The 26652-nt window shown below is 60.5% G+C and carries 17 protein-coding genes and 2 pseudogenes; 14 read left to right on the forward strand and 5 right to left on the reverse strand.

The features are described from left to right. Positions 1–126: 126 nt before the first annotated feature. On the forward strand, positions 127–1569 hold the full coding sequence (gene gltX / locus WKI89_RS09580) for a glutamate--tRNA ligase (protein ID WP_337869126.1): 1443 nt from the start codon (positions 127–129) through the stop codon (positions 1567–1569). On the opposite strand, the gene WKI89_RS09585 is transcribed toward gltX, so the two are convergent. The 4 genes from WKI89_RS09585 to WKI89_RS09600 all read right to left on the reverse strand — a co-directional run bounded on the left by WKI89_RS09585 (position 1554) and on the right by WKI89_RS09600 (position 5372). After that, positions 1554–2366, reverse strand: a complete 813-nt coding sequence (locus tag WKI89_RS09585) for a menaquinone biosynthesis protein (RefSeq protein WP_337869128.1) — start codon at positions 2364–2366, stop codon at positions 1554–1556. The genes gltX and WKI89_RS09585 overlap by 16 nt on opposite strands. Positions 2367–2401: 35 nt before the next feature. Continuing rightward, on the reverse strand, positions 2402–3571 hold the full coding sequence (gene mqnE, locus WKI89_RS09590) for an aminofutalosine synthase MqnE (protein ID WP_337869130.1): 1170 nt from the start codon (positions 3569–3571) through the stop codon (positions 2402–2404). Between the two features lie 211 nt (positions 3572–3782). Beyond that, entirely contained in the window at positions 3783–4322 is a 540-nt protein-coding gene (locus WKI89_RS09595) for a Uma2 family endonuclease (RefSeq protein ID WP_337869132.1), read from the reverse strand. Between the two features lie 18 nt (positions 4323–4340). Further along, on the reverse strand, positions 4341–5372 hold the full coding sequence (locus tag WKI89_RS09600) for a LacI family DNA-binding transcriptional regulator (protein ID WP_337869134.1): 1032 nt from the start codon (positions 5370–5372) through the stop codon (positions 4341–4343). Positions 5373–5548: 176 nt separating this feature from the next. On the opposite strand from WKI89_RS09600, the gene WKI89_RS09605 reads away from it, so the two are divergent. The 11 genes and pseudogenes from WKI89_RS09605 to WKI89_RS09655 form a co-directional block, all read left to right on the forward strand. Beyond that, complete coding sequence (locus WKI89_RS09605) at positions 5549–6118, forward strand: glycerol-3-phosphate acyltransferase (protein WP_337869135.1); 570 nt, start codon at positions 5549–5551, stop codon at positions 6116–6118. A gap of 63 nt (positions 6119–6181) precedes the next feature. Next, positions 6182–8071, forward strand: coding sequence for an ABC-F family ATP-binding cassette domain-containing protein (locus WKI89_RS09610; RefSeq protein ID WP_337869137.1), 1890 nt, complete (start codon positions 6182–6184; stop codon positions 8069–8071). 107 nt (positions 8072–8178) lie between these two features. Next, positions 8179–9621, forward strand: coding sequence for a PLP-dependent aminotransferase family protein (locus tag WKI89_RS09615; protein WP_337869139.1), 1443 nt, complete (start codon positions 8179–8181; stop codon positions 9619–9621). Positions 9622–9659: 38 nt separating this feature from the next. After that, entirely contained in the window at positions 9660–11117 is a 1458-nt protein-coding gene (eat, locus tag WKI89_RS09620) for an ethanolamine permease (protein ID WP_337869141.1), read from the forward strand. Between the two features lie 101 nt (positions 11118–11218). Further along, positions 11219–12595, forward strand: a complete 1377-nt coding sequence (locus WKI89_RS09625; protein ID WP_337869143.1) for a glutamine synthetase family protein — start codon at positions 11219–11221, stop codon at positions 12593–12595. A gap of 12 nt (positions 12596–12607) precedes the next feature. Beyond that, entirely contained in the window at positions 12608–13378 is a 771-nt protein-coding gene (locus WKI89_RS09630; RefSeq protein WP_337869144.1) for a glucose 1-dehydrogenase, read from the forward strand. 4 nt (positions 13379–13382) lie between these two features. Next, positions 13383–14909, forward strand: coding sequence for an aldehyde dehydrogenase family protein (locus WKI89_RS09635; RefSeq protein WP_337869146.1), 1527 nt, complete (start codon positions 13383–13385; stop codon positions 14907–14909). After that, positions 14906–15601 carry a gamma-glutamyl-gamma-aminobutyrate hydrolase gene (locus tag WKI89_RS09640; RefSeq protein ID WP_337869147.1) on the forward strand — a complete coding sequence of 232 codons (696 nt, stop codon included), beginning with the start codon at positions 14906–14908 and terminating at the stop codon, positions 15599–15601. The genes WKI89_RS09635 and WKI89_RS09640 overlap by 4 nt, the downstream gene beginning before the upstream one ends. Positions 15602–15642: 41 nt before the next feature. Then, positions 15643–17367: a DUF294 nucleotidyltransferase-like domain-containing protein gene (locus tag WKI89_RS09645; protein WP_337869149.1), complete on the forward strand. Its 1725-nt coding sequence runs from the start codon at positions 15643–15645 to the stop codon at positions 17365–17367. Between the two features lie 320 nt (positions 17368–17687). Beyond that, positions 17688–21947, forward strand: a pseudogene (locus tag WKI89_RS09650) (AAA domain-containing protein); the annotation flags it as partial. A 180-nt stretch (positions 21948–22127) separates the two neighbouring features. Next, positions 22128–22415 (forward strand): annotated as a pseudogene (locus WKI89_RS09655) (winged helix-turn-helix domain-containing protein); the annotation flags it as partial. Between the two features lie 505 nt (positions 22416–22920). Here WKI89_RS09655 and aceA read toward each other — a convergent pair. Beyond that, positions 22921–24216 carry an isocitrate lyase gene (gene aceA / locus WKI89_RS09660; protein ID WP_337869150.1) on the reverse strand — a complete coding sequence of 432 codons (1296 nt, stop codon included), beginning with the start codon at positions 24214–24216 and terminating at the stop codon, positions 22921–22923. 435 nt (positions 24217–24651) lie between these two features. Here aceA and WKI89_RS09665 point away from each other — a divergent pair, with 435 nt between their 5' ends. Further along, positions 24652–25779 (forward strand): hypothetical protein, encoded by a 1128-nt coding sequence (locus tag WKI89_RS09665; RefSeq protein ID WP_337869152.1) that lies wholly within the window; start codon positions 24652–24654, stop codon positions 25777–25779. Positions 25780–25992: 213 nt separating this feature from the next. Beyond that, on the forward strand, positions 25993–26508 hold the full coding sequence (locus tag WKI89_RS09670; RefSeq protein WP_337869153.1) for a bioflim formation protein: 516 nt from the start codon (positions 25993–25995) through the stop codon (positions 26506–26508). Positions 26509–26652: the final 144 nt, after the last annotated feature.

Below are 26652 nucleotides of genomic sequence, written 5' to 3' on the forward strand. Positions count from 1 at the left end.
CGCCTTGCCGATACCGCTGGTTTTGCCAATCCACCCTGGCGCAACTTAAAACCCCCAGCCTGGCGCCTATAGCCTCTTTTTTTCCCCGCTCGCCACCCGCCCCGCTCCCCTGCTATCCTTTTGCTCATGGTTGTGACCCGTATCGCCCCCAGCCCTACCGGCGACCCGCACGTCGGTACCGCCTATCAGGCCCTGTTCAATTATGTTTTTGCCAAACAACACGGCGGTAAATTCATCGTGCGCTTGGAAGACACCGACCGCTCCCGCTACAACCCCACCTCCGAGCGGCGAATTTTAGAGATGCTCGAGTGGATCGGACTTTCCCCCGACGAATCGCCCACCAAAGGCGGCCCCAACAGCCCTTATGTGCAGTCGCAGCGCCTGCATATCTACCGGCAACACGTGCAGATGTTGCTGGAAAAAGGGGCTGCTTATCGCGCTTTTGACACCCCAGAAGAGCTGGCCGCTGCCCGTGAGGCCGCGCAAAAGGCCGGCCATAAAGAGCAGGGCTACAACCGGCGCTACCGCGACTACCCGGTCGAGGAGGCCGAGCGCCGGGCCGCGGCGGGGGAGCCCCACGTGGTGCGGCTCAAGGTGCCCCTCGAGGGCAAGACCATCGTTCACGACTTACTGCGCGGCCCCATCGAGTTCGACAATGCCGCCATGGACGACAAGGTGATCCTGAAGGCCGATGGCTACCCCACCTACCACCTGGCCGCCATGGTAGACGACCACCTGATGGGCGTGACCCACGTGATCCGGGCCGAGGAGTGGATTACCAGCACCCCCTTTCACATCCTGATTCTGCGGGCTTTTGGCTGGGAGGAGCCGGTCTGGTGCCATACCCCCCTGTTGCGCAACCCCGACAAGTCCAAGCTCTCCAAGCGCAAGATGGACACCAGCGTAGACAGCTACCGGGCTCAGGGGTTCTTACCCGAGGCCTTGCTCAATTACCTGGGCACTATGGCCTGGAGCATGCCCGACGGGCGGGAAATTTTTAGCGTACAGGACATGATCGAGCACTTTAGCCTCGAGCGCATCAGCCTGGGCGGGCCGGTCTTCGACCTGAACAAGCTCAAATGGATGAACGGCAAGTACATCCGCGAGGTTCTGACCCTGGACGACCTGGCCGAGCGGGTCAAGCCCTTCCTCGAGCGGGCCGGGCTTGCTTACCCCTCCGAAACCTACCTCAAGCAGGTGCTGGAGGCCATGCGGGCCCGCTTCGAGACCCTGCAGGAGTTCGTGGATAAGTCCCTCTACTTTTTCAGCGAGGCCTACCCCATGCAGGAGAAAGCCCTGGCCAAGCTGCAGGAAGGTGCGGCTTTTCTACCCGAGCTGCACGAGCAACTATCCAGGCTACCGGATATGCTGCAAGACAGCACCGAACCCCTGCTCAAGTCCTTCGCCGAGGCCAAGGGCGTCAAGGCCGCCGCGGTGATGCAGCCGCTGCGGGCGGCCCTTACGGGGAGCCTCGAGACCCCCGGTATGTTCGATATCCTGACCCTACTGGGCAAGGAGCGGGTGCTGAAAAGGCTCGAGCGGGCCGTAGCAACCTACACGTCCCAGTAGTCGTCGGGGTAAGGTAGCCCCACGGCCTCGGCGAAAGCCTGCAAGCCCAGCCGGTCGGGGGCTTCCAGGTGGTAGCGGAAGTTCCACAGGTAGTGTTGCATGAGCCGCTCGGGTACGTGCAGGCGCTGGGCCTCGGTGCCGGCCACGGCGGCCAGGTTGCCCAGCCCCAGCGAGCGGGCGGCCCGCAACCGCCTTATAACCTCCGGGGGTGGCGGGGCGCTTTTGCGGGTGGCCCAGACCGCAAATACGAAGGGCAGCCGGGTCAGGTCGAACCATTTCATGGACAGGTCGGTGATGCGAACGCCCTCGATCTGGGTGGGCACCTGGTGCACCGACTCGGGGATGATGGAGAGCAGCCCGAAGTAGGTGACGATGGCCCGATCGCCAATCAATAGCACGGCATCGTAGCGCTCGAGGAGCTCGAGGCCGCCTTGCTCGGGCACCAGCTCGGCCTGCACCCCATCTGCTTCCAACAGGTATTGCAACAATCGCACCGAGGTCGCGCTCTCGGTGGTCAGGGCCACGCGTTTTAACTCGCTCCAGGGCTTGCGGTGAAACAGGTTCACCGAGTACACCGGCCCCAGGTCGGCCACGCTAAAGTCGGGTAGAGGCCGCAGCTCTTTGGCATTTTTCAAGTAGAAATAAGACGAGACCAGACTCAGGTCTACGCTGCCTTCCAACAGCCACTGGTTTAGTTCGGTGGGAACGCCATAACGAAAAGCGATCCCGTCGCCCTCTTCTAAAAAGTGGTATAGCGGAGCGGTGTTGGCGTAGCGGGGAACTCCCAGGATATACATAGGTCGTCAGAGGTCTAAGGTCGCAAGTCCAGCGCTCAGGTCGTGGCGGTCTTTCTCGGCCCATCGAAGACGCGCAACTCGTTGTAGAGCGCATCCCGCTCAACCGGAATCCGCCCGGCGGCCTGGATCAGCGAGACCATTTTCTGGCGCGAGAGGCCCAGCGGCGAGGTTGCACCGGCAGCGTGGGCGATGTGCTCTTCGATGATGGTGCCGTCAATATCCGAGACCCCCCAGTCCAGCGCCACCTGCACCAGCTCAGAGGAGATCATCACCCAGTAGCCCTTGATGTGGTCGAAGTTATCCAGGTAGAGCCGCGCTACGGCCAGGTTGCGCAGGTCGTCGAGGCCGGTGGTGAACTCGGTCTTGCCCAGATTGAATGCGAGCGCGTTGGCGTCAGGCTGGAAGGCTAGGGGGATGAAGCTGTAAAAGCCGCCCGTCTCGTCTTGCAGGCGGCGCAGCCTGTCCATATGGTCGAGGCGTTCTTCCAGGGTCTCGATGTGGCCATAGAGCATGGTGGCGTTGGTACGGAGGCCCAGGCTGTGGGCTTCGCGGTGGATTTGCAGCCACTTCTCGGCCTTGACTTTATTTTTAGCAATTTGCTTGCGCACCCGCTCGGCGAAGATCTCCGCACCCCCTCCGGGCAGGGCTACCAGGCCGGCCTCCTTGAGCTCGCGCAGCACTTCCAGGGTGGGTTTCTTGGCGATTTTAGAGAGGTGCTCGATCTCGGCGGCGGTAAAGGCCTTGACCTGAAGGCCGGGGAAGTTCTGGTTTAAGGCCCGCACCATCTCGGGGTAGTAGCTCCAGGGGCGGTTGGGATGGTGACCGCTGGACATGTGCAGTTCGGTCAGGCCCGGCTCCCACTTCTCGCGCACCTTGGCGACCACCTCTTCCACGCTGTAGTCCCAGGCCCGCGCCTCGCCTTTCTTGGCCGCGAAGGCGCAGAAGGTGCAGCCCACGTAGCAGATGTTGGTGAACTCGAGCCGCAGCGAGTGCACAAAATAGGTTTTGTTGCCGTGTTTGCGCTCGCGCACCCGGTTGGCCAGCCGCATTAGGGTGTTGTAGTCGGGGGTGTGGTAGAGCAGCATCCCCTCGTCGAAGCTCAGGCGCTCTCCGGCCTCGACTTTCTCGACAATCGGAAGCAACCTTGCATCGCGCACGGTGGGCGTGTACCGGGCCGGATAGGCGGAGGAGGAAACCCCATTCATCAGCGACAATCCTAACACCCTTGGGGGGTAGGGATTGTGCGGTTGTGAGAGTTTTTACTTGAGTCTGTTGGCATCATACGCATTTCGGTAGTATCGTTCATCATGACAAGCCTAAACGATGCTACCGAAATGCTTTTCTACTCCCTTCGGTCGGCTTGAATCCTTCACCTCTGACTACGCATGGCGGTGAAGGATTCAAGCGTAAACGGTATCACTCCCCAAACAGATCGCTTACCTTGCAACGGAAGCCGGGTAAGAGGTCGGGGGCCTCCAAGGTGTCGGACTCGGTAAAGATGAGCGTTCTCTGCCCAGACCTGTGGGCCTCGACCTGACGGTAGACGGGGTAGACCAGCCACACCAGTGAGGTTCCAGCGGCGAGGTAGTCGGACAGCTTGCCTTTGACCACATTGGCGGTATCGCTGGGCGAGATAATCTCGACTACCAGATCGGGTGCAACCTCCCAAAACCTGGAGGTGTCCTGGGGGATTCGTTCGTTTCGCAGAAACCAAACATCCGGGCCACGCACGATGTCGGGGTTGCGTCCCAAGACAAAACCGCCATCGGTGCCTGCACGTCCAAGCTTATTCTTCGAGAGCCAGAGGTTCAGGTAAGTGATTAGACGACCCGCGATTTCACCGTGTTCGGGGGTTGGGCGCATGTATTCGACCAGCTCTCCCTTCACCAACTCGGCATTTTCTAGCCCGAGCAGTTGAAATTCTTCGGCGGTAAGCAGCTTTGGGGCGGTCGCCATGAGGTTATTTTAGCATCCTCAGTCCGCGTATACGCCCTGGGGGGGCTGGGTGGATTTCCGCACGATGAGGGTGGGCTCAAAGCGCTTGGCCCTGGGGCTGCCCTTGTAGCCGCGAATGCGATCCATCAGGAGCCGAGCGGCCTCGGCTCCCATCTCCTCGATGGGCTGGGCCAGGGTAGACAGGCCCTTGGTGGCCGTCCAGGGATGCCCGTCGAAGCCCAGCAGGCGGACTTGTTCCCCGACCTTTAGACCCTGCCGCTCGGCTTCCTCCAGCACCCCCAAGGCCAGCAGGTCGGCCCCGGCAAAGATGTTGTAAGGAGGCTTGGACTGGCGCATAAAGTGCTGCAAAGCCAGCCGCCCGCCCTCGGCAGAGAAGCGCGAGATAAACACATGGCTGTCGGGCAGTTTTCGCCCGGCCTGCCTTAACCCTTCTCGGAACCCCGCAACCCGCTCCTGCCCTACGGTATTGCGCATCAACTCGTCGAGCTCTTCTTGCATCTGGATGGCAAACATCTCACCGGAAAACTGGGCCAGGTGCTGGGCTGCCATCCGCCCGCCCAGGCGGTTGTCCACGTAGGCCGAGTCGTAGCGAGGACTGTAGGCATCCACCAGCACCACAGGCCGCTCGGTGGGAAATTTCTGGTCGGGCAACAGGTGGGCCAACCCCTGCGAGGCCACCAACAGCCCGTCGGTCTGGTAGGCCAGCGAACGGCTTTCCAGGTAGCGCTGCAACCGCGGGGGTGAGAAGATGGGGAACAGCGCAATCTCGTAGCGCGCCTCGCTCAGCACCTGCTCGATGCCCTCGAGCAGTCGGTTGTAAAACTCGGTGGAGATTACCGGGAGGATGAGCGAGATGGTGTAGCTGCGCCCCCCCGCCACCCGACGGGCATGGGGGTTGGGGCTGTACCCCAGGCTGGACATTGCGGCCAGCACACGTTCGCGGGTCTCCGGTCGCACTGAGGGGTGGTTGTTGAGCACCCGGCTTACCGTTCCGATTCCAACCTTGGCTAGGTGGGCAACTTCGTGAATGGTGGGTTTGCGTTTGGCCACGTGGATTTCCTCTTATACATGGAAGCGCTTTCGTTTTGTAAACCAAACATAGTCTATCACACAATCTGTACCACTAAGCAGGCTCCCACACCTGGAATACGGCCCCAAAAGCTAGGGAAGGCATAAGGTTCCGCCATGTTTGCAAAAGAGCCAGTCGGGATAGCATGGGGGAGATTATGGACTTTCTATGGGTGGTGGTGGCCTATCTGGTAGGTTCACTAACTTTTGGACAGATTGCAGGGGTGATCAAAGGATTCAACCTGGCCGACCGGGATACGCCCGGTGCCAGCGGCACCTTTCGCCAACTGGGAGCCCGGTGGGGGGTTGCGGTGGCGCTGGCCGATGTGCTCAAAGGGGTTTTGGTGGCCTACCTGAGCCAGTTTGGCCAGGGGCCCTGGAGCATGGTTTTGATGGGTGTGGCCGTGGTGGCGGGCCATAACTGGCCGCTCTTTTTTGGTTTTCGCGGAGGGGGTGGAATTGCCCCAACCTTGGGGTTTTTTGGCTTTTTGTATTCTGCCATAACCCTTGTAGCGGTTGGGATTGGTCTGGCGGTGGCGGGTTTGTACTGGCAACTGTACTGGAAAAACCATCGGGTTGGCTGGTACCCCATTCCGGTAGGGGCCGTGGTGGGCTACATCTACGCGCTGATTGCTTTCTGGCCCACCGGCATAGGGTTCTGGGCCTTTCTGGGGGTAAGTGGGGTGGTGGCGCTGCGGGGTTTGCGCATGGTCAGAAAAGGGCGATGAGCAGCCCAAAAGGTTTTTTGTGCTCGAGCAGGCCGGGACACTTCCCTTGCTAAACTGAGGTTTGTGCGGATTGCATACGCCGAGAACCTCGAGTACACCCTGGGGGCCCGCGACCTGCTGGCGGGGGTAAACCTGGAATTGCGCCACGGCGACCGGCTGGCCCTGGTAGGGGCCAACGGCTCGGGCAAGACCACCCTGATGCGTCTGCTGGCAGGGGCACTGGAGCCCACCGCAGGCCGGATTCACCGGAGTGAAGGGGTGCATCTGGAGCTTTTAGCCCAAGACCCCCTGTACAGCCCCGCCGACACCGTCGAATCGGTGCTCAAACGGGGGTTTGCCAGGGTCAAGGCCATGGAGGCCGAGCTGGCCCGGCTCGAGGCCCACCTGGCCGACCTCGAGATCTACCAGCGCTGGGAAGCGCTGCACGAGCGTTATCAGGCCATTGGCGGCTACCAGCAGCGGGCCCGCTACCAGGCGGTGCTCAAGGGTTTGCGCTTCGCGGGGCGCGAGCAGGAGAAGGCCAGCGTGCTCTCGGGGGGTGAGGCCCGGCGCCTGGCCCTGGGAGCCTTGCTGCTCTCGGGGGCGGATGCGCTTTTGCTAGACGAGCCCACCAACCACCTCGACCTCGAGATGACGGCCTGGCTGGTGGGTTTCTTGCAATCCTACGGCGGCGCCATTCTAATCGTCTCGCACGACCGGCGCTTCCTCGACCAGGTAACCCAGCGGGTGGCCTGGCTGCGCCGCGGGCAGATCCGGCTCTACGAGGGCAACTACTCGGCTTTTCGCCGCGAGCGGGCCCTTCAGGAAGAGCAGGAAGCCCGCGAATATGCCAACTGGCTCAAGGAGAAGGAGCGGCGCGAGGGCATTCTGGAGCAGGCCCAGCGCTGGGCCCACAGCAGCGCCAAGCACGCCCGGCGCCTGCACAGCCTGGAAGCCCGTATGGCCCAGTTCATGGAAGAGGCGGTACAGGCCCCCGAGGCCGGCGACCCCAGCCTGCGGATTCGCTTTCCACTAGAGCAGGAAGCCACCGCCGAACGGGTGCTGGAGGGCTGGGAGCTTCAGAAAACCCTGGGAGGCCGCCCGCTGTTTTACATACCCCACCTGCTGGTGCGCAAGGGCGAGCGCATCGCCCTGATTGGCCCCAACGGGGCCGGCAAGACCACCCTGCTCAAGGTGCTGCTGGGCCTGCTGCCCTCCGACCATCCGGCGGGGCGGGTCAGAACCGGGCCGGGGGTGCGGGTGGGCTACTACGACCAGAAGCTCTCGGGCTTCGACCTCGAGCTCAGCCTGTTCGAGACCCTTTACCGGATGCTGGGTGAGAAGGCCCATGCCGCGCTGGGGGCCTGGATGTTCCCCTACGAGGCCCAGTTCAAGCAGGTCAAGCACCTTTCGGGCGGGGAGCGGGCCCGGCTGGCCCTGCTCTCGCTCTCGTTGCAGCAGGCCAGCCTGCTGGTCTTGGACGAGCCCACCAACCACCTCGACCTCGAGACCGTGGAGGCCCTCGAGCAGGCCCTGCTGGACTACCCCGGCACACTGCTGCTGGTCTCGCACGACCTGGCCTTCCTCGACCGGCTGGCCACCCGCACCTGGCACGTCCACGACGGGCAGTTTGCCGACTACCCGGCCCCGCCCGGTGAGTATCTGGAGCGCCGGAATGTGAGCGCGGCGCCCGAAAAAATCGAGAAAAACCCCGACCCTAAGCCCCAGAACCCCACCGCCAAGCCCGGCAGGGTCAGGGGCCGCTGGCACCTCGAGCGCGAAAAAGAACGGCTGGAAGCCGAGATAGCTGGACTCGAGGCCCAGATTCAAGCTGTGCTGGCCCAGGCCAACCAGCCCAGCCTGCACCACCTCGAGTACACCCGGATCGCCGAAGAACAACACGGGCTCGAGGCCCAGCTCAAGCAGGCCTTTGCCCGCTGGGCCGAGGTGGTGGAGCAATTGGAAGCCCTGTAAGGGCACCACCACCCCCCAGCCGATTGTCCTAGCACAATCTAGCAACTTGTACCTTTCCCCGGCTGGAACCCTGTGCATATAATGCCCTCCATCACCAAGGAGGTCACATGGGGGTGCGGGTCAAGCTACGGCATGACAAACATATGGCTTTGTATCGCCATATTGCCGAGGAGTTCCGCACCCGCATTGCCAAGGGTGAGCTGCCCCCCGGCACCCGGCTGCCCACGGTGCGGGCCCTGGCCCGCGAGGTGGGTACCACCCGCCTCACCGTGCACAACGCCTACCGCGAGCTACAGTCCGACGGACTGATTGAGTCGGTGGTGGGGCGGGGTACCTTTGTGAGTCCCCAAGCCCAGCCCTCTACCCCGCTTAGCTTCGGCGAGCGGCTGGAGCCCGACTCAGTGCTCTCCGACCTGCACCGCCTGCAACACGCCCGGGTGCTGCACAACCTGGCCCTGGCCACCGCTGACCCGGCCCTGTTCCCGTATGCGGCGTTCTGGGCCTGCCTGGATAGCCTGAAACCGCTGGCAGAGGAGGTTTTTGGCTACGGCTCGTTGATGGGCGAGCCCGAACTCCGGGTGGCCATCAGTGAGCTGCTGGAGCAGCGGGGCATCGGGGCCGACCCCAAGGGGGTACTGGTTACGGTGGGGGGCCTGCAGGGACTGGCCCTGGTCTGCCGGGCCCTGGCCGAACCGGGCGAGGAGGTGCTGCTGGAAGAACCCACCTACCTGGGCCTGCTGGGCATTCTCAAGCAGTTTCGCCTCAAGCCCCTGCCAGTGCCCCTGGACCTCGAGGGCCCCCGGCTCGAGGTGCTCGAGGCCCTGCTCAAACGCCACCGACCGCGCTTTTACTACACCATCCCCAGCTACCATAACCCCACCGGGCTGCGCTTCCAGGAAGCCCAGCTTAAGGGGCTGCTCGAGCTGGCCCACAGCTATGGCTTCACCCTGGTGGAGGACGACACCCTGGGCCTGCTCTCCTACGAAAAAAGGCCGCCCACCCCGCTCCTGGCCCTGGCCCAGCAGATGGGTCTGGAGGCCCAGGTGGTGCACTTGGCCAGCCTCTCCAAGGTGCTGATGCCGGGCCTGCGCATCGGTTATCTGGTCGCCACGCCGGCCCTGCTCGAGCGCTTTCTTCCCCTGCACAACGTCTCCGATATCACTGGCCCGCCCCCCCTCCTGCAGCGGGCCACCGCCCAGTTCATCCGCCAGGGCGGCCTGAAGCAGCACCTCAAACAGGTACTGCCCCTGTATCAGAAGCGACGGGATATCCTCTTGCAATCCCTGCGCCGTTACATGCCCAAAGGGGTGGAATGGAGCCATCCAGAGGGGGGCTTCTCCTGCTGGGTGAGCCTGCCCCGGCTTTTCTCCAATCTGGAGCTGCACCATCAGGCCCTGGCCCAGGGGGTGGCCATTACCCCCGGCGAGGCTTTTTTAGTACAGACCGACGAGACCATGCACTTCCGGCTGTGCTTTGGAGCCCAAAGCGCCGAGGGTCTGGAGGAGGGGGTGAAAGAACTAGCCAAACTGATCCGGGCGAGGGTTGCGTAAGAACCGGCTTGAAGCGAGCAGGTGGGAGGTGGCTTCGTATGGACAATAAACCAAAAGCAGTGCGCGGGGCGCACTACGTAGATGTAGACAACACCTATCTGGAAAAGCGGCGCTTGCGCAAAAGCGCAGGCTGGGTGCTTCTGTGGGGTCTGGGGGTCGGCGCGGTCATCTCGGGCGATTTTTTCGGCTGGAACTTCGGGCTAGCCGCCGGGGGCTTTGGTGGGTTGCTGCTAGCCACGCTGGTGGTGGCGGTGCTATACGTCACCATGGTGCTCTCCATCGCCGAGCTCTCCACCGCCCTGCCCCACGCGGGGGGCTTTTATTCGTTTACCCGCAGCGCCTTTGGTCCCAACTGGGCCTTCCTGAATGGGGTTACCGACCTGATTGAGTACGTGATTACCCCGGCGGTGATCGTGGTGGGCATCGCCGGCTACATGAACGCGCTAATCCCCGGTGTGCCGGCCTGGATCTGGTGGGCGGCCTTCTACGCCTTCTTTGTGGGCATCAACATCCGGGGTACGGCCCTCACGCTGCGGATCTCGCTCATCGTAACCCTGCTGGCGCTGGCGGTGCTGGTGGTCTTTTACGTAGCGGCGGGGTTCTCCGGCGCCTTTAGCTGGGATAAGGTCTTCAACATTGCGCCGCAGGAAGGGGGCTCGAGCTTCCTCCCCTTTGGCTGGTATGGGGTCTTTGCGGCGCTGCCATTTGCCATCTGGTTCTACCTGGCCATCGAGCAGCTTCCCCTGGCCGCTGAGGAGTCCCACGATGTGGTGCGGGACATGCCGCGGGCCCTCATCCTGGGCATTATCACCCTGCTGGTGCTCTCGGTGCTGACCCTGATCCTCAACACCGGGGTGGCCGGGGCCAAGGAGGTGGGCGAGTCGGGCGCGCCGCTGGAACTGGGCTTCAAGGCGGTCTTCGGCGACGCCGCTACCAGCACCTTCCTGACCCTGATTGCCATTACCGGCCTGGTGGCCAGCTTCCACGCCATCATCTACGCCTACGGACGGCTCATTTTTGCCCTCTCGCGGGCCGGCTATCTGCCCACTGGGCTTTCCATCGTGAGCCGTTACCACACCCCGCATTTCGCCCTGATTCTGGGTGCGGTGGTGGGCTTTTTTATGTGCGTGCTGATCAGCACCTTCTCGGACAGCGTGGGCGCGGCCTTGCTCAACATGGCGGTCTTCGGGGCGGTGATCTCCTATGCCATGGTGATGTTTGCCTACATCCGCCTGGCCCGCGCCCGGCCCGACCTGCCCCGCCCCTACAAAAGCCCGCTGGGCGTGCCGGGGGCCTGGGTGGGCGCCATTCTGGCCCTGGTCTGTCTGGCCGCCACCTTTGCGGTGGAAAGCTACCGGCCGGGGGTGGTGGGCACGGCAGTTTTTGTGGTGCTGATGATGGCCTACTACTGGTTTTATAGCCGTTTCCGTCTGGTGGCCCAGGCCCCCGAGGAGGAAGCCGCCCTGATCGCCGAGGCCCAGCGGGAGATTCGCTAAGCCCCGGCCCGATGCCAGGTCTGCCTTATGATCCCAAAGGTTTGGGAAGCGACCCTCGAGCGCAACAAGTGTGCGCCACCCAGGTGCAGAGGTGGGATTAGATGACGGAAAACGCCGCAAGAAATCTCAGTTGGCTGGCCGCCAAGGTTGGCACCGGCGAGGTTGACACAGTTTTGGTGGGCTTTCCCGACCACTACGGGCGGCTGATGGGCAAGCGCTTCGAGGCCGAGTACTTTCTGGAAGAGGTGGCAGAGCACGGCACCCACGGCTGCGACTACCTGCTCACCACCGACATGGAGATGGAGCCGGTGCAGGGCTACCGCTTCGCCAACTGGGAGCTGGGCTATGGCGACTTTCACCTGGTGCCCGACCTCGCCACCCTGCGGCCTGCAACCTGGCTCGAGAAAAGCGCCATTGTGCTCTGTGACCTCGAGGACGAGCGCACCCACCGCCTCATCGAGGTCGCCCCCCGCACCCTTTTGAAAAAGCAGCTCGAGCGGGCCAGGGCTATGGGCTACACCGTGATGGCAGCCTCGGAGCTGGAGTACTACCTCTACCAGGTCTCCTACCGCCAAGCCCACCAGCAGGGGTATGCGGGGCTCGAGCCCGCCGCGTACTACCTCGAGGACTACCACCTGCTCCAGGGCACCCGCGAGGAACCCTTTACCCGTGCGGTACGGCAACACCTAAAAGCTTCCGGCATCCCGGTGGAGAATTCCAAAGGGGAGTGGGGCCTGGGCCAGCACGAGGTGAACCTGCGCTACGCCGAGGCCCTGGAGATGGCCGACCGGCACGCCCTCTTCAAGCAGTGCCTGAAAGAGGTGGCCGAGTCCATGGGCCTCTCGGTGACCTTCATGGCCAAGCCCCACCACGGCCAGGCCGGTTCTTCCTGCCACATCCACCTCTCGCTCTGGAAGGACGGCCAGAACGCCTTCGCCGGCGAGGAGGCGTTTGGGCCGGTGCAGGGCTCGAGGGTCTTCGGGCAGTTTCTGGCTGGCTGGATTGCCCACATCCCCGACTTCATGCCCTTCTACGCCCCCACCGTCAACAGCTACAAACGCTACGAGGACGGCTCCTGGGCCCCCACCCGGCTGGCCTGGAGCTACGACAACCGCACCGCCGGGTTCCGCGTGGTGGGGCGAGGAGCCTCGCTGCGCATCGAGTGCCGGATCGGGGGGGCCGACCTGAACCCCTACCTGGCCCTGGCTGCTGCGCTGGCCTCGGGCCTCGATGGGCTGGAACAGGGCCTCACCCCGCCCCCCATCTTCCAGGGCGACATCTACCAGGCCCGCCACCTGCCGCGCGTACCCTACACCCTGGGCGAGGCCGCCCTGGGGTTTGCCCAAAGTGCCTTTGCCAGAGCCGCCCTGGGCGAGGCGGCCCACGAACACTACACCCACTTCTTCAAAAGCGAGTGGCAGGCCTTCAACCGGGCCGTCACCGACTGGGAGCGCAAGCGGTACTTTGAGCGGATTTGAGGGAGGTCTTGCATGCAACTAGCCGACAAAGTAGCCCTGATTACCGGAGCTGCCAGCGGAATTGGCCGCGAAGCCGCGCTGCTTTTTGCCCGTGAGGGGGCCAGGGTGGTGGCGGTGGATCTCTCAGAAAAAGGCCTCGAGACCGCAGAGGCCATTCGAGGCGCGGGGGGCCAGGCCCACTTTGTGCAGGCCGACGTATCCAAGGCCGAGGATGCCCAGCGGATGGTGTCCGAGGCCGAGCGGGTTTTTGGCCGGCTGGAGATCCTCTTCAACAACGCGGGCATCTCCCACGCCGAGGACGACGACGCCATCCACACCAGCGAGGCGGTCTGGGATCTGACCTTCGCGGTCAACGTCAAGGGGGTCTTCCTGGGCTGCAAGTACGGCATCCCGGCCTTGCAGCGGGCTGGGGGCGGCAGCATCATCAACACCGCTTCCTTTGTGGCCTTTATGGGGGCCGCCACCCCCCAACTGGCCTACACCGCCAGCAAAGGGGCGGTGCTCTCCATGACCCGCGAGCTGGCGGTCATCCACGCCCGGCAGGGCATCCGGGTAAATGCGCTCTGCCCGGGCCCCTTGCAGACCGAACTCTTGATGAAGTACCTGGACACCCCCGAGAAGCGCCAGCGCCGGCTGGTGCACATTCCCATGGGCCGCTTCGGCCAGGCCGCCGAGATTGCCCAGGCCGCTTTGTACCTGGCCAGCCCGGCCTCTTCGTTCATGACCGGGGCGGCCTTGCTGGTGGATGGGGGCATTACCGCCGCCTACGTGACCCCGGAGTGAGGCCATGCAGATTCAAAAAACCATCAGCCCGGTAGACGGGCGCGTGTACGTCGAGCGCGCCCTGGCCGGGCCAGCGGAGCTCGAGCACGCCCTGGCCCTGGCCGCCCGCGCCCAGAAAGCCTGGGCCCAGACCCCGCTGGACGAGCGGCTGGCCGTGGTGAACCGCATGGTGGAGGTTATGCTGGGGGCCACAGAGACAATAGCCGAGGAACTGACCTGGCAGATGGGCCGGCCCATCCGCTACAGCCCCAAGGAGATTCAGGGGGGCTTTGCCGAGCGGGCCCGCTACATGGCCCGTATCGCCCCGGCCGCCCTACAGGACATCCCTGCTGATACGCATTTCGGTAGTATCGTTCACTTTGACAAGCCTAAACGATACTACCGAAATGCTTTTCTACTCCCTTCGGTCGGCTTGAATCCTTCACCTCTGACTCCGCAGGACGGTGAAGGATTCAAGCAAAAACGGTATGAGGCCCTGCCGGGCTTCACCCGCTTCATCCGGCGGGAACCTTTGGGGGTGGTGCTGGTGCTGGCCCCCTGGAACTACCCCTACCTGACCTCGGTCAACACCATCGTACCGGCCATCCTGGCCGGGAATGTGGTGGTGCTCAAGCACTCCGCCCAGACCCCCCTGGTGGCCGAGCGCTATGCCTGGGCCTTCCAGGAGGCCGGGCTGCCGGAGGGGGTCTTCCAGTACCTGCATATGGACCACGGCCTCACCGCCCAGGCCATCGCCGATCCGCGGGTGGCCTTCGTGGCCTTTACTGGCTCGGTGGCAGGGGGGCGGGCGGTGGAGCGGGCCGCCGCGGGGCATTTCAAGGGGGTGGCTCTCGAGCTTGGCGGCAAAGACCCGGCCTATGTGCGGCCCGACGCCGACCTCGAGTACAGTGCGGTCAACCTGGTGGATGGGGCCATGTTCAACTCGGGCCAGTCGTGCTGCGGGGTGGAGCGCATCTACGTGCACGAGTCCATCTACCAGCCTTTCGTGGAGGCCTTCGTGGCCGAGACCCTGCGGCTTCGGCTGGGCAATCCCCTCGAGCCCGAGACCACCCTGGGCCCCATGGTGCGCACCGAGGCCGCCGAGTTCGTGCGGGCCCAGATTGCCGAGGCCATCACCCAGGGAGCCCGGGCCCTCATCAACCCCAAGGCTTTCCCCGCCGACGCTCCCGGCACGCCCTACCTGGCCCCCCAGGTGCTGGTGAACGTGAACCACCAGATGCGGGTGATGGTGGAGGAAAGCTTTGGCCCGGTGGTGGGCATTATGCCGGTCACAAGCGACGAAGAGGCCCTGGCGTTGATGAACGACTCCCCCTATGGCCTCACCGCCTCCATCTGGAGCCAGGACGAGGACGCAGCCCTGCGGCTGGGGGCGGGCCTCGAGACCGGCACGGTCTTCCTCAACCGCTGCGACTACCTCGATCCGGCGCTGGCCTGGACCGGGGTCAAGGAGTCCGGACGGGGCTGCTCGCTCTCGGTGCTGGGCTACGAGCAGCTCACCCGGCCCAAGTCGTATCATCTGCGTAAACCATGAAACTCGCCGTACTGGTCTGCGACGAACCCCCGCCGGGCTTGCATGGGATTGCCGGCGATTACCCCGCCATGTTTGAGCGGCTGCTAGGCCAGGCACTCACCCCCTTCGATGTGCGCGCGGGGCAGTACCCGGCCCAGGTGGAGGATTTTCAGGGCTATCTGATTACAGGCTCGCGGGCCTCGGTCTACGACCCCTTGCCCTGGATTCCCCCGCTGGAAGATTTTGTGCGGGCCGTGGCCGCCTCGCCCAGCAGGCTGGTGGGGATCTGCTTCGGCCATCAGATGATTGGGCAGGCCCTGGGCGGGCGGGTGGAGCGCTGGCCCCTGGGCTGGGGGGTGGGAATCCACCGTTTCTCGGTCTACCAGCAGGCCCCCTGGATGGAGCCACCCTTGGAGACGTTTCAGCTCATCCTCTCCTGCCAAGATCAGATCACCGCGTTACCCCCTGGGGCGGTGGTGCTGGGCGGCAGCGCGTTTAGCCCCCATGCCCTGATGCAGGTAGGCGATAACGTACTGGGCCTGCAGCCCCACCCAGAGTTCCCCAAAGCCTTCGCTGAGGCCCTCCTGGAGCAGCGGCACCATCTGGTAGGGGAGGAGCGCTACGCCGAGGCCAGGGCCAGCTTTGCCCTGGAGCCCAGCACCAAGGAGGTGGCCGGCTGGATTCGGAATTTTCTCGCTATCGGGCCTTCTTAAGGCAGTATCCTCCTTTCGATCAGCTCACCGAGGCCGACTGGGTGGGGCTCGAGGGGGCCCTTACCCTCCATCGCTTTACCCCAGGGGCAGTGATCCTCGAGCCCACCCAAGCCGAGGCTGAGGGCCTGTACGTGGTTTACCAGGGCGTGGTACGGCTGGAACAGGACGGGCAGGCCGTGGCCTGGCTCGAGCCCGGCGAGGCCTTTGGCTACCCGTCCCTGCTGGGCCGGCAGCCTCCCAGCCTGACGGTGCGGGCCGAAGGCGAGGCCGTCTGCTTGCGCCTGAGCAAAGAGGCCTTCCGTCAACTGCTGCAAAAACCCGGCTTTGCCCTGTTCTTTAGCGCCCGGCTGGCCGAGCGACTGCGGCTGCTGCAGCCCATGGCCCTTAATCTGCCCGACCTAGGGCAGCCGGCCAGCGAGGCCGCCGAAGCCCCGGTCTGGCTCGAGGCCGGCGCCACCATCGCTCAAGCCGCCCGGCTCATGCGCGAGCGGGGGGTGAGCGCGTTGCTCCTCCAGCAGCCCCAGGGGCTCTCTATCCTCACCGACCGCGACCTGCGCAACCGGGCGCTGGCCGAGGAGCTCGCCTACAGCACCCCCGCTGCCCGTGTAGCCAGTGCCCCGGCCAAAACCCTGCCTGCCAGCACCCCCCTCTACGAAGCCCTGGCCTATATGGAGCAACAGGGCATCCACCACCTGCCGCTCACCCAGGGCCAGCAGGTGGTGGGCCTGCTGACCGACCGGGCCTTCCTGCGGCGCTGGCTCCAGACCCCTTTGGCCCTGCTGCGCCGGCTTTCGCAAGCCGACGACCCCCGCGCGCTTTCAGATTACCGCCCGCAGCTCGAGGCCATCGTGCAGCAGATGTTGGCGGCGGGGTTCGCGGTACAGGCCATCACCCGGCAGGTGAGCCTCCTCACCGACGCCCTTACCCGCAACCTCCTCCGCCGGGCCGAGCAAGCCCTGGGCCCCCCGCCCTGCCCCTACGCCTGGCTGGCCCTGGGCTCCGAGGGCCGCGCCGAGCAGGCCCTGCTCACCGACCAGGACAACGCCCTGGCCTACCAGGACCAAAGCGCCGCTGGCTACTTTCAGGCCCTGGCCCGGCAGGTGCTGGACGGGCTGTTGCAAGCGGGGCTCCCCCCCTGCCCTGGGGGTTTTATGGCCGACCGCTGGGGTTTTCCCCTGGCCGAGTGGGAAGCCCGCTTCGACCGGTGGCTGACCAACCCCGAAGGCGAGAACCTGCTGGAAGCCCAGATCTTCCTCGACTTTCGCAGCATAGCCGGGGGGCTTTCCCTCGAGCCCCTCACACAGCGCCTGCGCCGGGCCTCGCAAAACCGGCCCTTCCTTACCGCGCTGGCCCGCTCGGCCCTGGTCTTCACCCCGCCCCTGGGCTTGCTGGGCCGCCTCCGCTTCGAGGAGGGCTCCATCAACCTCAAGAAAGGTGGCCTGGCCGCTATTGTGGCGCTGGCGCGGGTGTATGGCCTCGAGGCCCAGAGCCTGGCCCGCCCCACCCTCGAGCGCCTGCGGGCTGCCGCGCTGGCCAGGATAATCTCCCAAGAAGAAGCCGAAGACCTGAGCGAGGCCTTTTTGTTCCTGTCCCACCTGCGCCTGCGCCACCAGCTCCAGGCCCTGGCCCAGGGCCAGCCCCCCACCAACCGGGTGGCCCAGGCTGCCCTCACCCCCCGCGAACTGCAGATGCTGCGCCAGGTTTTTTTGCGGATACGCCAGGCCCAGCAGACCCTGGCGGCGCGCTTCAGGTTGCAGGTGCTCTAGTGCTCAGTGTTCTAATAAGAAATCTTCAATACTCCTTCCACTAAAGTGGAGCTATGCAACTGGCCCAACATCAGCGCCGCCTCCGGTTGTAACTCCAACTGCAACACCATTTGACCCAGCCAGCGCTTACCCAGGGCTACACCCTATTTCACTGATGGCCGGGGGATATTAAGAGAATAACTCAAAAGGACTTCTTATAACGTATACTTAGGATTGGCCGCACCAAAAAACAAATAGAGGCTTCCTACTAACAGCCCGGTTACTTTAAGCTTCTGATTAATCACTTCCTCGACGGCATTTTTCATTCATAATATAGCCAAATGGGAACTGCGCTTGACAAAACTTACAGACTGTTCAGGTTCCTAGACGAGCTCAATCGAATTAGGAATCCTCCCACCCTCGCATTGGATGAATACGATTGGACATACAGGCTTGATTTATTGCCCCTTCATCCAGATATCAAGTTCGTTGGATACTCAGGCGCCGATTCGGACTATGTGCTTTCTGTAGGCCGACCATCAGTAAAACCTCCTCCAGCGCCACCTGATATTCTAAAAGACTGGATTTCCTCAGACATCGCTGACCCATTCCAAGAGCCAACATTTCGACAAATCCGCAATATCATAAAACCAACAGGTGTGATTCAGGTTGCTTTTGCAGATGATGAGCACCGTGTCGAGTCATGGCAGAATTGGCAAACCCGCTGGCGTGCTTGGGCCGAAGCTGAACGCCCAGACAGGCAAGCCTTAAAGGTCTTTGAGGATTTCTATGCCCTCAAAGGGCGACTTGATCGTGAAGGAGATCGTTTAGAGCTAGTACTAGGAGATGGTATCTTAAGTTGGCAAAAAAACGGTACCAAAGTATTTCACCCAGTTCTGTTGCAAAAAGTTCAGCTCGAGTTTGATGCCAGTCGGCCTGAGTTTCGTATTGTAGAAGCAGACACCCCACCAGAATTCTACGGTTCTGTGGTAAGAGTTGTCAGCGAGAATCAGAGCGCGGAGGCTCAAATTCGTTCAGAACAGGAGAGTAAGTCCTATCACCCGCTGGCTCCAGAGTCAAATGGGTTCTACAAATATCTGGTTAACTTTTTGAGCGCCAAAGGACAGTTTATAGGAGATGGTTTTCCTAAAGAAGGTTCGGATATTCCAGTAATTGGTCGAGCTGCTACGCTATTTCTGCGCCCGCGCAGCCAAGGTTTTTCTAGTGCCATTCAGGGGGTCTTGAGAGTTCTTCCAGAGCGTATAAACATCCTCGAGCCGTTGCAAAGGGTGGTTGGGGCTGAGCCAGCCTATGCTCCTTTCGATGATTCCTCTCCTGGAAAAACAACTCTAAATACTTGGGATGTACAAGACGTATTGCTTAGCAAGCCTGCCAACCGTGAACAACTTCTGCTAGTCAAGAATCTCAAAAAGCATCCTAGTGTAGTAGTGCAGGGGCCGCCTGGAACGGGGAAAACTCATACCATTGCTAATCTTGTAGGCCACCTATTGGCTGAAGGTAACAGTGTGCTGGTAACAGCACATACCTCAAAGGCATTGCGTGTTCTGCGAGATAAAGTTTCACCAGAGTTACAACCTTTGTGTGTGAGTGTTCTTGATAGTGACCAGGAAAGCCGAAAACAGCTTGAAGACGCGGTAGCGTTCATTACGCAAAAACTTGGGGAGGGCGCAGAGAGATTAGAGCAAGAAGCCCGTACTCTAGAACAAACCCGCAACAGGCTTTTAGAAGAGCTGGCCCAAAAAAGGCAGCTTTTAATCGAGGCTTTGGGTGGAGAGTATCGTGAGATGGTGGCTTTAGGTAGAGGTTTTGCCCCTTCCGAAGCTGCACAATTAGTTCGCCAGTATCAAGAGCAAGAGGTCGATTGGATACCAGGTCGCATTCTCAAAGATTCTCCTATGCCAGTTTCAACGGAGGAATTGGCTGAAATTTATGCATCAAATTCTAAACTCACTCCAGATGATGAGGCTGAGTTGCACTCTGGATTGCCTAATTTAGAGAGCCTTCCCAATCCTCTTTTGGTCGAGGAATGGATTAAGCTTACTCAAGACCCAACAGTGTCGGGCGTTGAGCAAGCAGGGTTATGGCTTCGTGAACCATCTATGGATCAGATCGAAGCCTTATCTAAAAGGCTAGAACAGTTGCTTATACCTCTTCAAAAAGCCGAGACTTGGCAGTATTCGGCCATCATGGCAGGTAGTGATCCACAACTTTCGTTGAGCTGGGTAGAGCTTTTAAGAGAGATAAACATTGTTCAAAAGCTGTCTAGCGAAGCCCTAGAGCTGTCAATACGCTACGCCCCTTCGTTGCCAGCAGATATACCTTTGCAGGAGCAGGCCAATTTAGCCCGAGAGATAGCTGACTTCTTGAAGAATGGTGGTAGACTAAACGGAGTAAACCTTGCATTTCGTCCAAAGTGGAAGGCTTTTATTCAAAAAGCACTTGTGAACTCTGATAGGCCATTTACACTCGAACATTTCCGCGCTCTCGAAATAAAAGCCCGCCTGCTTGTAGGGCGACAACAACTGCTAAGACACTGGAAAGCGCTTGTCACTACAGCGGGTGGTGTGCAGTTAGATTCTGCTGAGCCGGAGAGAATAGCTGGGCAGTTCATACCAATTTTGGAAGAAAGTCTGAAGTGGTACCCGGATCACTATTATCCGTTCCAAAATCAACTCGCCGAAGCTGGCTTTGAATTTGCCAATTTGATGCGCCTCCAGCCACTTAATCCCGCTCCAAACGGCGAACTTTTGCGCATAAAGGTGGCCTTGGAACAACTTCCCGTCATTTTAGCAGCCAAAAAGATGCAAATTCGAAAAATTGTGTGTGAAAGCCATATCAAACAAGCACTTAACACGTTGGACAAAAAACGTAATCGCATTAGCGCTGCTCTGTCTCAAAGCTTGGCTCAGCGCTCCCCTGAAAACTATTTGGAGGCCTACAAGGAGCTGCAACGTTTGTGGGCCTTGTTGCCTTTGTGGCAGCGTCGCACATCTTTACTAGAACGGATTCGTCAGCTAGCCCCCGAATGGGCTCAAGCCATTGCAAACCGAAAGGGGCAGCATGGCTCTTCTGTAGTTCCCAAGGAGCCAGAGAACGCATGGCTTTGTCGGTTGCTTTCACAGGAGCTCGATGCTCGCTCTGCTACATCTATAAACGATTTGCAAACCCAGATTGCAAATGCCGAAAAGGTGCTCCATCAGGTAACCACTGACTTGATAGAACGTAAGGCTTGGGCATCGCAAATACGAAAAACTAATCTGAAGCAAAGACAGGCTCTAGTCGGATGGTTAAACACGGTCAAGAAAATTGGTAAAGGTACGGGTAAACGGGCACCACGCCTTAGAGCTGAGGCTGCTCGACTGATGGCGGAATGCCGTTCCGCCGTGCCCGTTTGGATTATGCCACTGGCTCGTGTAATTGAGCAATTCAATCCAGAACACGAACTCTTTGATGTGGTGATTGTTGATGAAGCCAGTCAAACCGACCTTTTCGGTCTGATCTTGTTCGCAATGGCTCGCAAGATTATTGTGGTAGGTGATAAAGAACAGGTTAGCCCACTGGCCGTTGGAGAAAACATAGAGGAAGTGCGGCGTTTACATCAACAACTAGAGGGTATTCCCAACGCCGCTTTGTATGATGGCGCACGCTCGATTTACGATATTGCTGCCGAATCATTTGGCGGCCAGGTTATGCTGCGTGAGCACTTCCGCTCGGTTCCGGAGATCATTCAGTTCAGTAATGTGCTTTGCTATGGGGGCAAGATTAATCCGCTACGTGAGTCTAGCCATTCTCCCCTGAAACCATCTGTTCGGGCCGTGCGTGTAAAAGGTTATCGCAAAGGTAAAAGTAACCCTGCTGAAGCTCGGGAAATTGTCGACATAATCAAACGCTGCATTGCCGATCCCTTATATAGGGGAAAAACCATTGGAGTCATTTCCATGGTTGGCGAGGAGCAAGCTTTACTGATTGAGCAAATGTTGCGAGAGGAAATTCCTCCGAGCGAATTGGCAAACCGTCGTCTGCTATGCGGGAACCCTGCGCAGTTCCAGGGGGATGAACGGGATGTGATGTTCTTGTCGTTGGTAGATATAAGCGACGGTGCTCCTTTACCCCTCCGCGATGCCGAACTCTGGAGGCAACGTTTCAATGTGGCTGCTAGTCGAGCGAGAGATCAAATGTGGGTTGTGTACTCTCTTGATCCAGCGGTTGACCTCAAGCCTAACGACCTCCGGCGTTTGCTAATTGAGCATGCGCTGCATCCTGAGCGCTCACTTGACCAAATTAGAGTAGAGGGGGCTAAGGCAGAGTCGCCCTTTGAGCGAGAAATTTTAGAGTATCTCACCCGTGCTGGATACCGTGTGCGAGCTCAATGGCAGGTTGGGAGCTATCGCATTGATTTGGTAGTTGAGGGCGCAAGTAAGCGCGTCGCAGTAGAGTGTGATGGTGACCGCTATCACCCACCAGAGAAATGGCTAGAAGATCTTGAGCGTCAACGAGTGCTCGAGCGCCTGGGCTGGCAATTCATTCGCATTCGCGGAAGTAGCTACTACCGCGACCCAATATCTACATTGGAATGGCTAAAAAATGAGTTGACGAAATTAGGCATCACACCAGAAATTAGTTCTAAACATCCCGAACCCACATCTCACGCCACTAGTACACTATCCTTCGATACTGAAGCCGAATCTAATACCGAAACGATGCTTGGATGGAGTGATCCGAATAACCCGCCAGAGCTGAACAGCCTAACAGAAAATGTCATTCGGGTTGCGGATTTGGTCATCAACCTAGAGAGCCACGAAGTGTATCGAGGTGGGCGACGAATTGAGTTCTCCGGAAAGGAGTTTGAATTACTCGAGCTGCTCGCCAAGAACCCCGGCAAAGTCTTCAGCCGCTTCGAGATCGAAGAAAAAATCTGGCCTGGTTATCAGGGTCGCTCCAACGTGGTAGATGTGTATATCGGCTACTTGCGCAATAAACTGGAAGCCATGGGTGAGCGCAGTCTCATCCACACCGTACGCGGTGTGGGTTATGTCCTGAGGGAAGACTATTTGCGGCCGGTAGTGCCCCAGTCAGCGCAGCCCACTATGTCCACTTCAAACAACTCACCAACGGATTCTCTAAAGACCGATTCTCTAGAGCTTTCTGCCGACATAGAGCTGCTCAAGCCCGTTGACAGCGGGCTTAGAGATCAGACTTTGCTTGAACTTCCTAGGAAGGCTGAGAACAAGCCACCCCTTTCATTGCAGCAGGATGAAATTGACCCAGAAGACCAAGCCAAGATAAAGCAGATACTCGCCACTAACCCGGAATTGTGGTTCGAGCTTGCACATTGGGCTAAAGAGCACGATTATTTCTTGAGTTGGGAACGCAAGTTTATTTTTAGCCTCGGGGTTTATGTACGAAAGGGCCACATCTCCTACAAACAAGCTAGACATGCCGTGCGTTTGCTAGAACAAGCCCGGCAGCTTGGTTTTTTTCGTTAAGAGACAGCCTATAAAGCTAAAGACGGCAGAAGAAAACCTTACTGCCGCCTTGTCTTTTGCTGATGGCTTAATGAAACTGGGCTTCCTCGGTCGAGCCCACCAGGGCCGCCGTAGAGGCCTGTCCGGCGGTAATAGCCATGAGCACCTCGTCGAAGTAGCCCGCACCCACCTCGCGCTGGTGCTTGACCGCGGTAAAGCCGTCCTTTTCGGCGGCGAACTCGAGCTGCTGCAGCTCCACAAAGGCGCTCATGCCGCGCTCTTTGTAGCTCCGGGCCAGCTCAAAGGTGCGGTAGTTGAGGTTGTGCCAGCCGGCCAGGGTGATGAACTGGAACTTGTAGCCCATGGCGCCCAGCTCGCGCTGGAACTTGGCGATGGTCTCGTCGTCGAGGTTCTTTTTCCAGTTGAAGCTGGGGGAGCAGTTGTAGGCCAGCATCTTATCGGGGTAGACCGCATGGATGGCCTCGGCAAACTGGCGGGCTACCTCCAGGTCGGGGGTGCTGGTCTCCATCCACAACAAATCGGCGTAGGGGGCGTAGGCCAGCGAGCGGGTGATGCAGGCCTCGAGGCCGTTGCGAATCCGATAGAAGCCCTCAGGGGTACGCTCGCCTTCCTTCACAAAGGGCCTGTCGCGCTCGTCGATATCGCTGGTGAGCAGGGTGGCGGCCTCGGCGTCGGTACGGCAGATGATGATGCTGGGCACGCCCGCGACATCGGCGGCTAAACGCGCCGCGTTGAGGGCGCGGATGTGCTGCTGGGTGGGGATCAAAACTTTTCCGCCCAGGTGTCCGCACTTTTTCTCACTGCTGAGCTGGTCTTCCCAGTGCACCCCGGCCGCCCCGGCCTCGATCATGCCCTTCATCAGCTCAAAGGCATTCAGGGGGCCGCCAAACCCAGCTTCGGCGTCGGCCACGATGGGTGCGTACCAGTAGCGCTCGCTTTTCCCTTCGCTGCGCTCGATCTGGTCGGCCCGGGTGAGCGCGTTGTTGATGCGCTTGACCACCGCCGGAACCGAGTTGGCCGGGTAGAGCGACTGGTCGGGGTAGGTTTGGGCACCCAGGTTGGCATCGCCCGCTACCTGCCAGCCCGAGAGGTAGATGGCCTCGAGGCCGGCCTTGACCATCTGCACCGCCTGGGCCCCGGTGTAGGCCCCAAAGGTGTTCACATAGGGGCGGGTGTGCAAGAGCTCCCACAAGCGCTCGGCCCCCGCCTTGGCTAAGGTCTGCTCGGGCAGAAGGCTGGGGCGCAGGCGCACCACATCCTCGGCGGTGTAGTCGCGCTTGATGCCTTTCCAGCGAGGGTTGCTCTCCCATTCGCGGCGGAGTTTGTCGGCTTCCAGTTTCATCTCGGGCGTCAGTTTGGACATTGCAATTCCTCCTGTCCTGAGTATGGCTTGGGCAACAAAATCTCGCTGTGTGTATATCAAGATGTGCAACACCTACAAAAACGTGTACTTTATCACTCACTACACGTAACAGTTAATACACCAATGTGTAGATAGCGCATCTGTTGGAGATGGAGGAGACCCAGCACCCAGTGCGGGCTATAAGTGGAGCATGACCCCGCTGCCTGTGGCTAAAGGGTTTGGTGTTTGTCGAGGTTCCCACCATCACACGACATGCCCTACAGCGTAACGGTGGGCAACACGATGGGGGCGCATTTAGCGCCCCTTACGCACAGGGTTGGAATGGCTGCGAAGCTCGATGCGTTTCTCTTAAGCCTCGCTAAAGGGGGTGGCAAAAACATGAGCCGCATCTGAAGGGCTGCCGGGGTATTTTTCTTGAGAAGGAAGGGGAACCCGATGAAACATGGCTTCTGGCTGACGCTGGTCATGGCTGCTGTGTTGGCAGGTTGTGGGGATGCAAATAACGAAAATCCACCCTCAGGGGGCGGTGCAACGGCCTCACCCGGCGGTAGCGCCTTGGCAACCAAGAGCTTCGACGACAGTGCCAGCAAGGTAATGCAGAGCTTGCCGGGGGAGCTGGCAGGTTACCTGCGCAATTTGAACGCGCCTGTCAACATTGACCTGGGCCGCCTGTTGGGGCTGCCGGGGATGGGGGCTGCCAGTGCAGCCCTGGTCGAAGCACCGGGGGATGGGGTCACGCTACAGGCTACCGAAACCCGGCTAACCCGCGGAAGCTGGGACTGTACCAGTGGAAGCTGTGTGCGTACCGATAGCGACGACTATCTGGTACGTTGGCGCACGGCCCAGGGCCAGACCGCCGAACTGTTGTTGGACTGGAACGGCTCCACCAGTGGAACCGCCTCGGCCACGGTGCTGGGGCACTACAGCGCCAGCAACGATGCGATTTTTGAAGCCCCCACCAAACTGGTCGGCTCCATCAAGGTGGGCAACGCAGTGGTCGCCAGCCTGAGCCGCACCAGCCTTTTTCCCGATAGCCGCTGTGTAAGTGGGCGCAAGGTGCTCGATCTGCCCGACCAGATGAAAGTGACGGCATTCCTGGAAAAAGCCGGTGCAGGGCGGCTCATTGAGGTGAAGAACCTCGAGTGGAACATCGGCAACAACCTCACCACCAAGGGCGACCTTGTCGCCAAGGGGGGCGGTGAGACCGTTAACCTGGCCTGGGATGTGACCACCGGGGGCACGGTGGTGCGGGCGCGCTGCGGCAACTTTGCCAGCATCCTGGCCACCAATATGCAGGCTGCTGCCACGCTGAGCAATCTAAAGAAAACCTTTGCCCTGAGCTTCGAGGCCACCGAATTCCGCCGCGACCCGCTCCACATCGCTTTCAGCAAGGGCTCGGTGCAGTTCGATGGCAAGTCTGCCGAATTCAAAGGGGTGCTGGACGATGCCAACCGCAACTGCATTCTGGGCGAAAACCTGACCCTGAGCTTTGCAGGCGGCGAGAGCACCAACCTGGAGAAATACCTCACCGACCACCACGCCGCCAAGCCGTGTGCGCGCTAGGCGGGGAGGGTATTCCTTTCCCTGTCCGTAAGGTATGCAAAGTTGCAGGCCCACGGATATTCAGACAATCACATTGGAATTCTTCTGTATTGCTCTTGAATCCCCGGTGTTTCCCGGCATTGTGGGGCGCCAGCAGGAAGAAACCGGGAATGGCTCCCAACCCGTTTTTCCCTGATGCCGTCCTGTTATGATGGGGCAGACTTTGGAGGAACCATGAAGCGACTCTTTGCTCTGCTGACGTTGGTGGTTGGTCTTGCTTTTGCCCAGGCCCCGGCCTACCCCGAAAATACCGTGGGGGTGGGGTTTGGGATTGGGCGTGGGCTAATGGTTCAGGGCAGCCTGGGTCTGCCCTTCAGCCCGCTGGGGATTGACACGGGGCTGGATATGGAGGTGCTCGTGCCCACCAGCTTCGATTCGGTGGAGGTCTGGGCGCTGCTTAAGGCCAACCTGTTGCCGGCCCTCACGGTGGCCGATCTCTCGCTTTCGGCAGGCTTGGGGATAGACCTGAGCTTTAACACGGTGGGGAGCATCTTTGGTTTCCATTTAGGGCCGGTCGCCAGCCTCGAGATTCCCGGCGGGGCCATCTCGGGCTATGTGGGGCTGGGTATCGAGGGGGGGTTCAACGTGGCCTATGGTCTGGGCGGGCGGCTGTATCTAGATCCGATCGCTCTCGAGGTGGGCCTTTCCGACCGCTACCCCTTCAAAATTGCCCTGCTCTACCTCTGGTAGCAAGCCCGCTGTATCTTGCATACGCTGGAGGGCTAAAAGCCCAGGGCCGAGAACCAGTTTTATACCATCTCTGCGCTTGAGGGACTTGGTTTGAAAGCAGACTTGGTATTACCATCCAAAACCCCTAATACCTTCGGCCTTAAA

This window comes from Meiothermus sp. (assembly GCF_037443965.1).
Taxonomy (GTDB): domain Bacteria; phylum Deinococcota; class Deinococci; order Deinococcales; family Thermaceae; genus Meiothermus.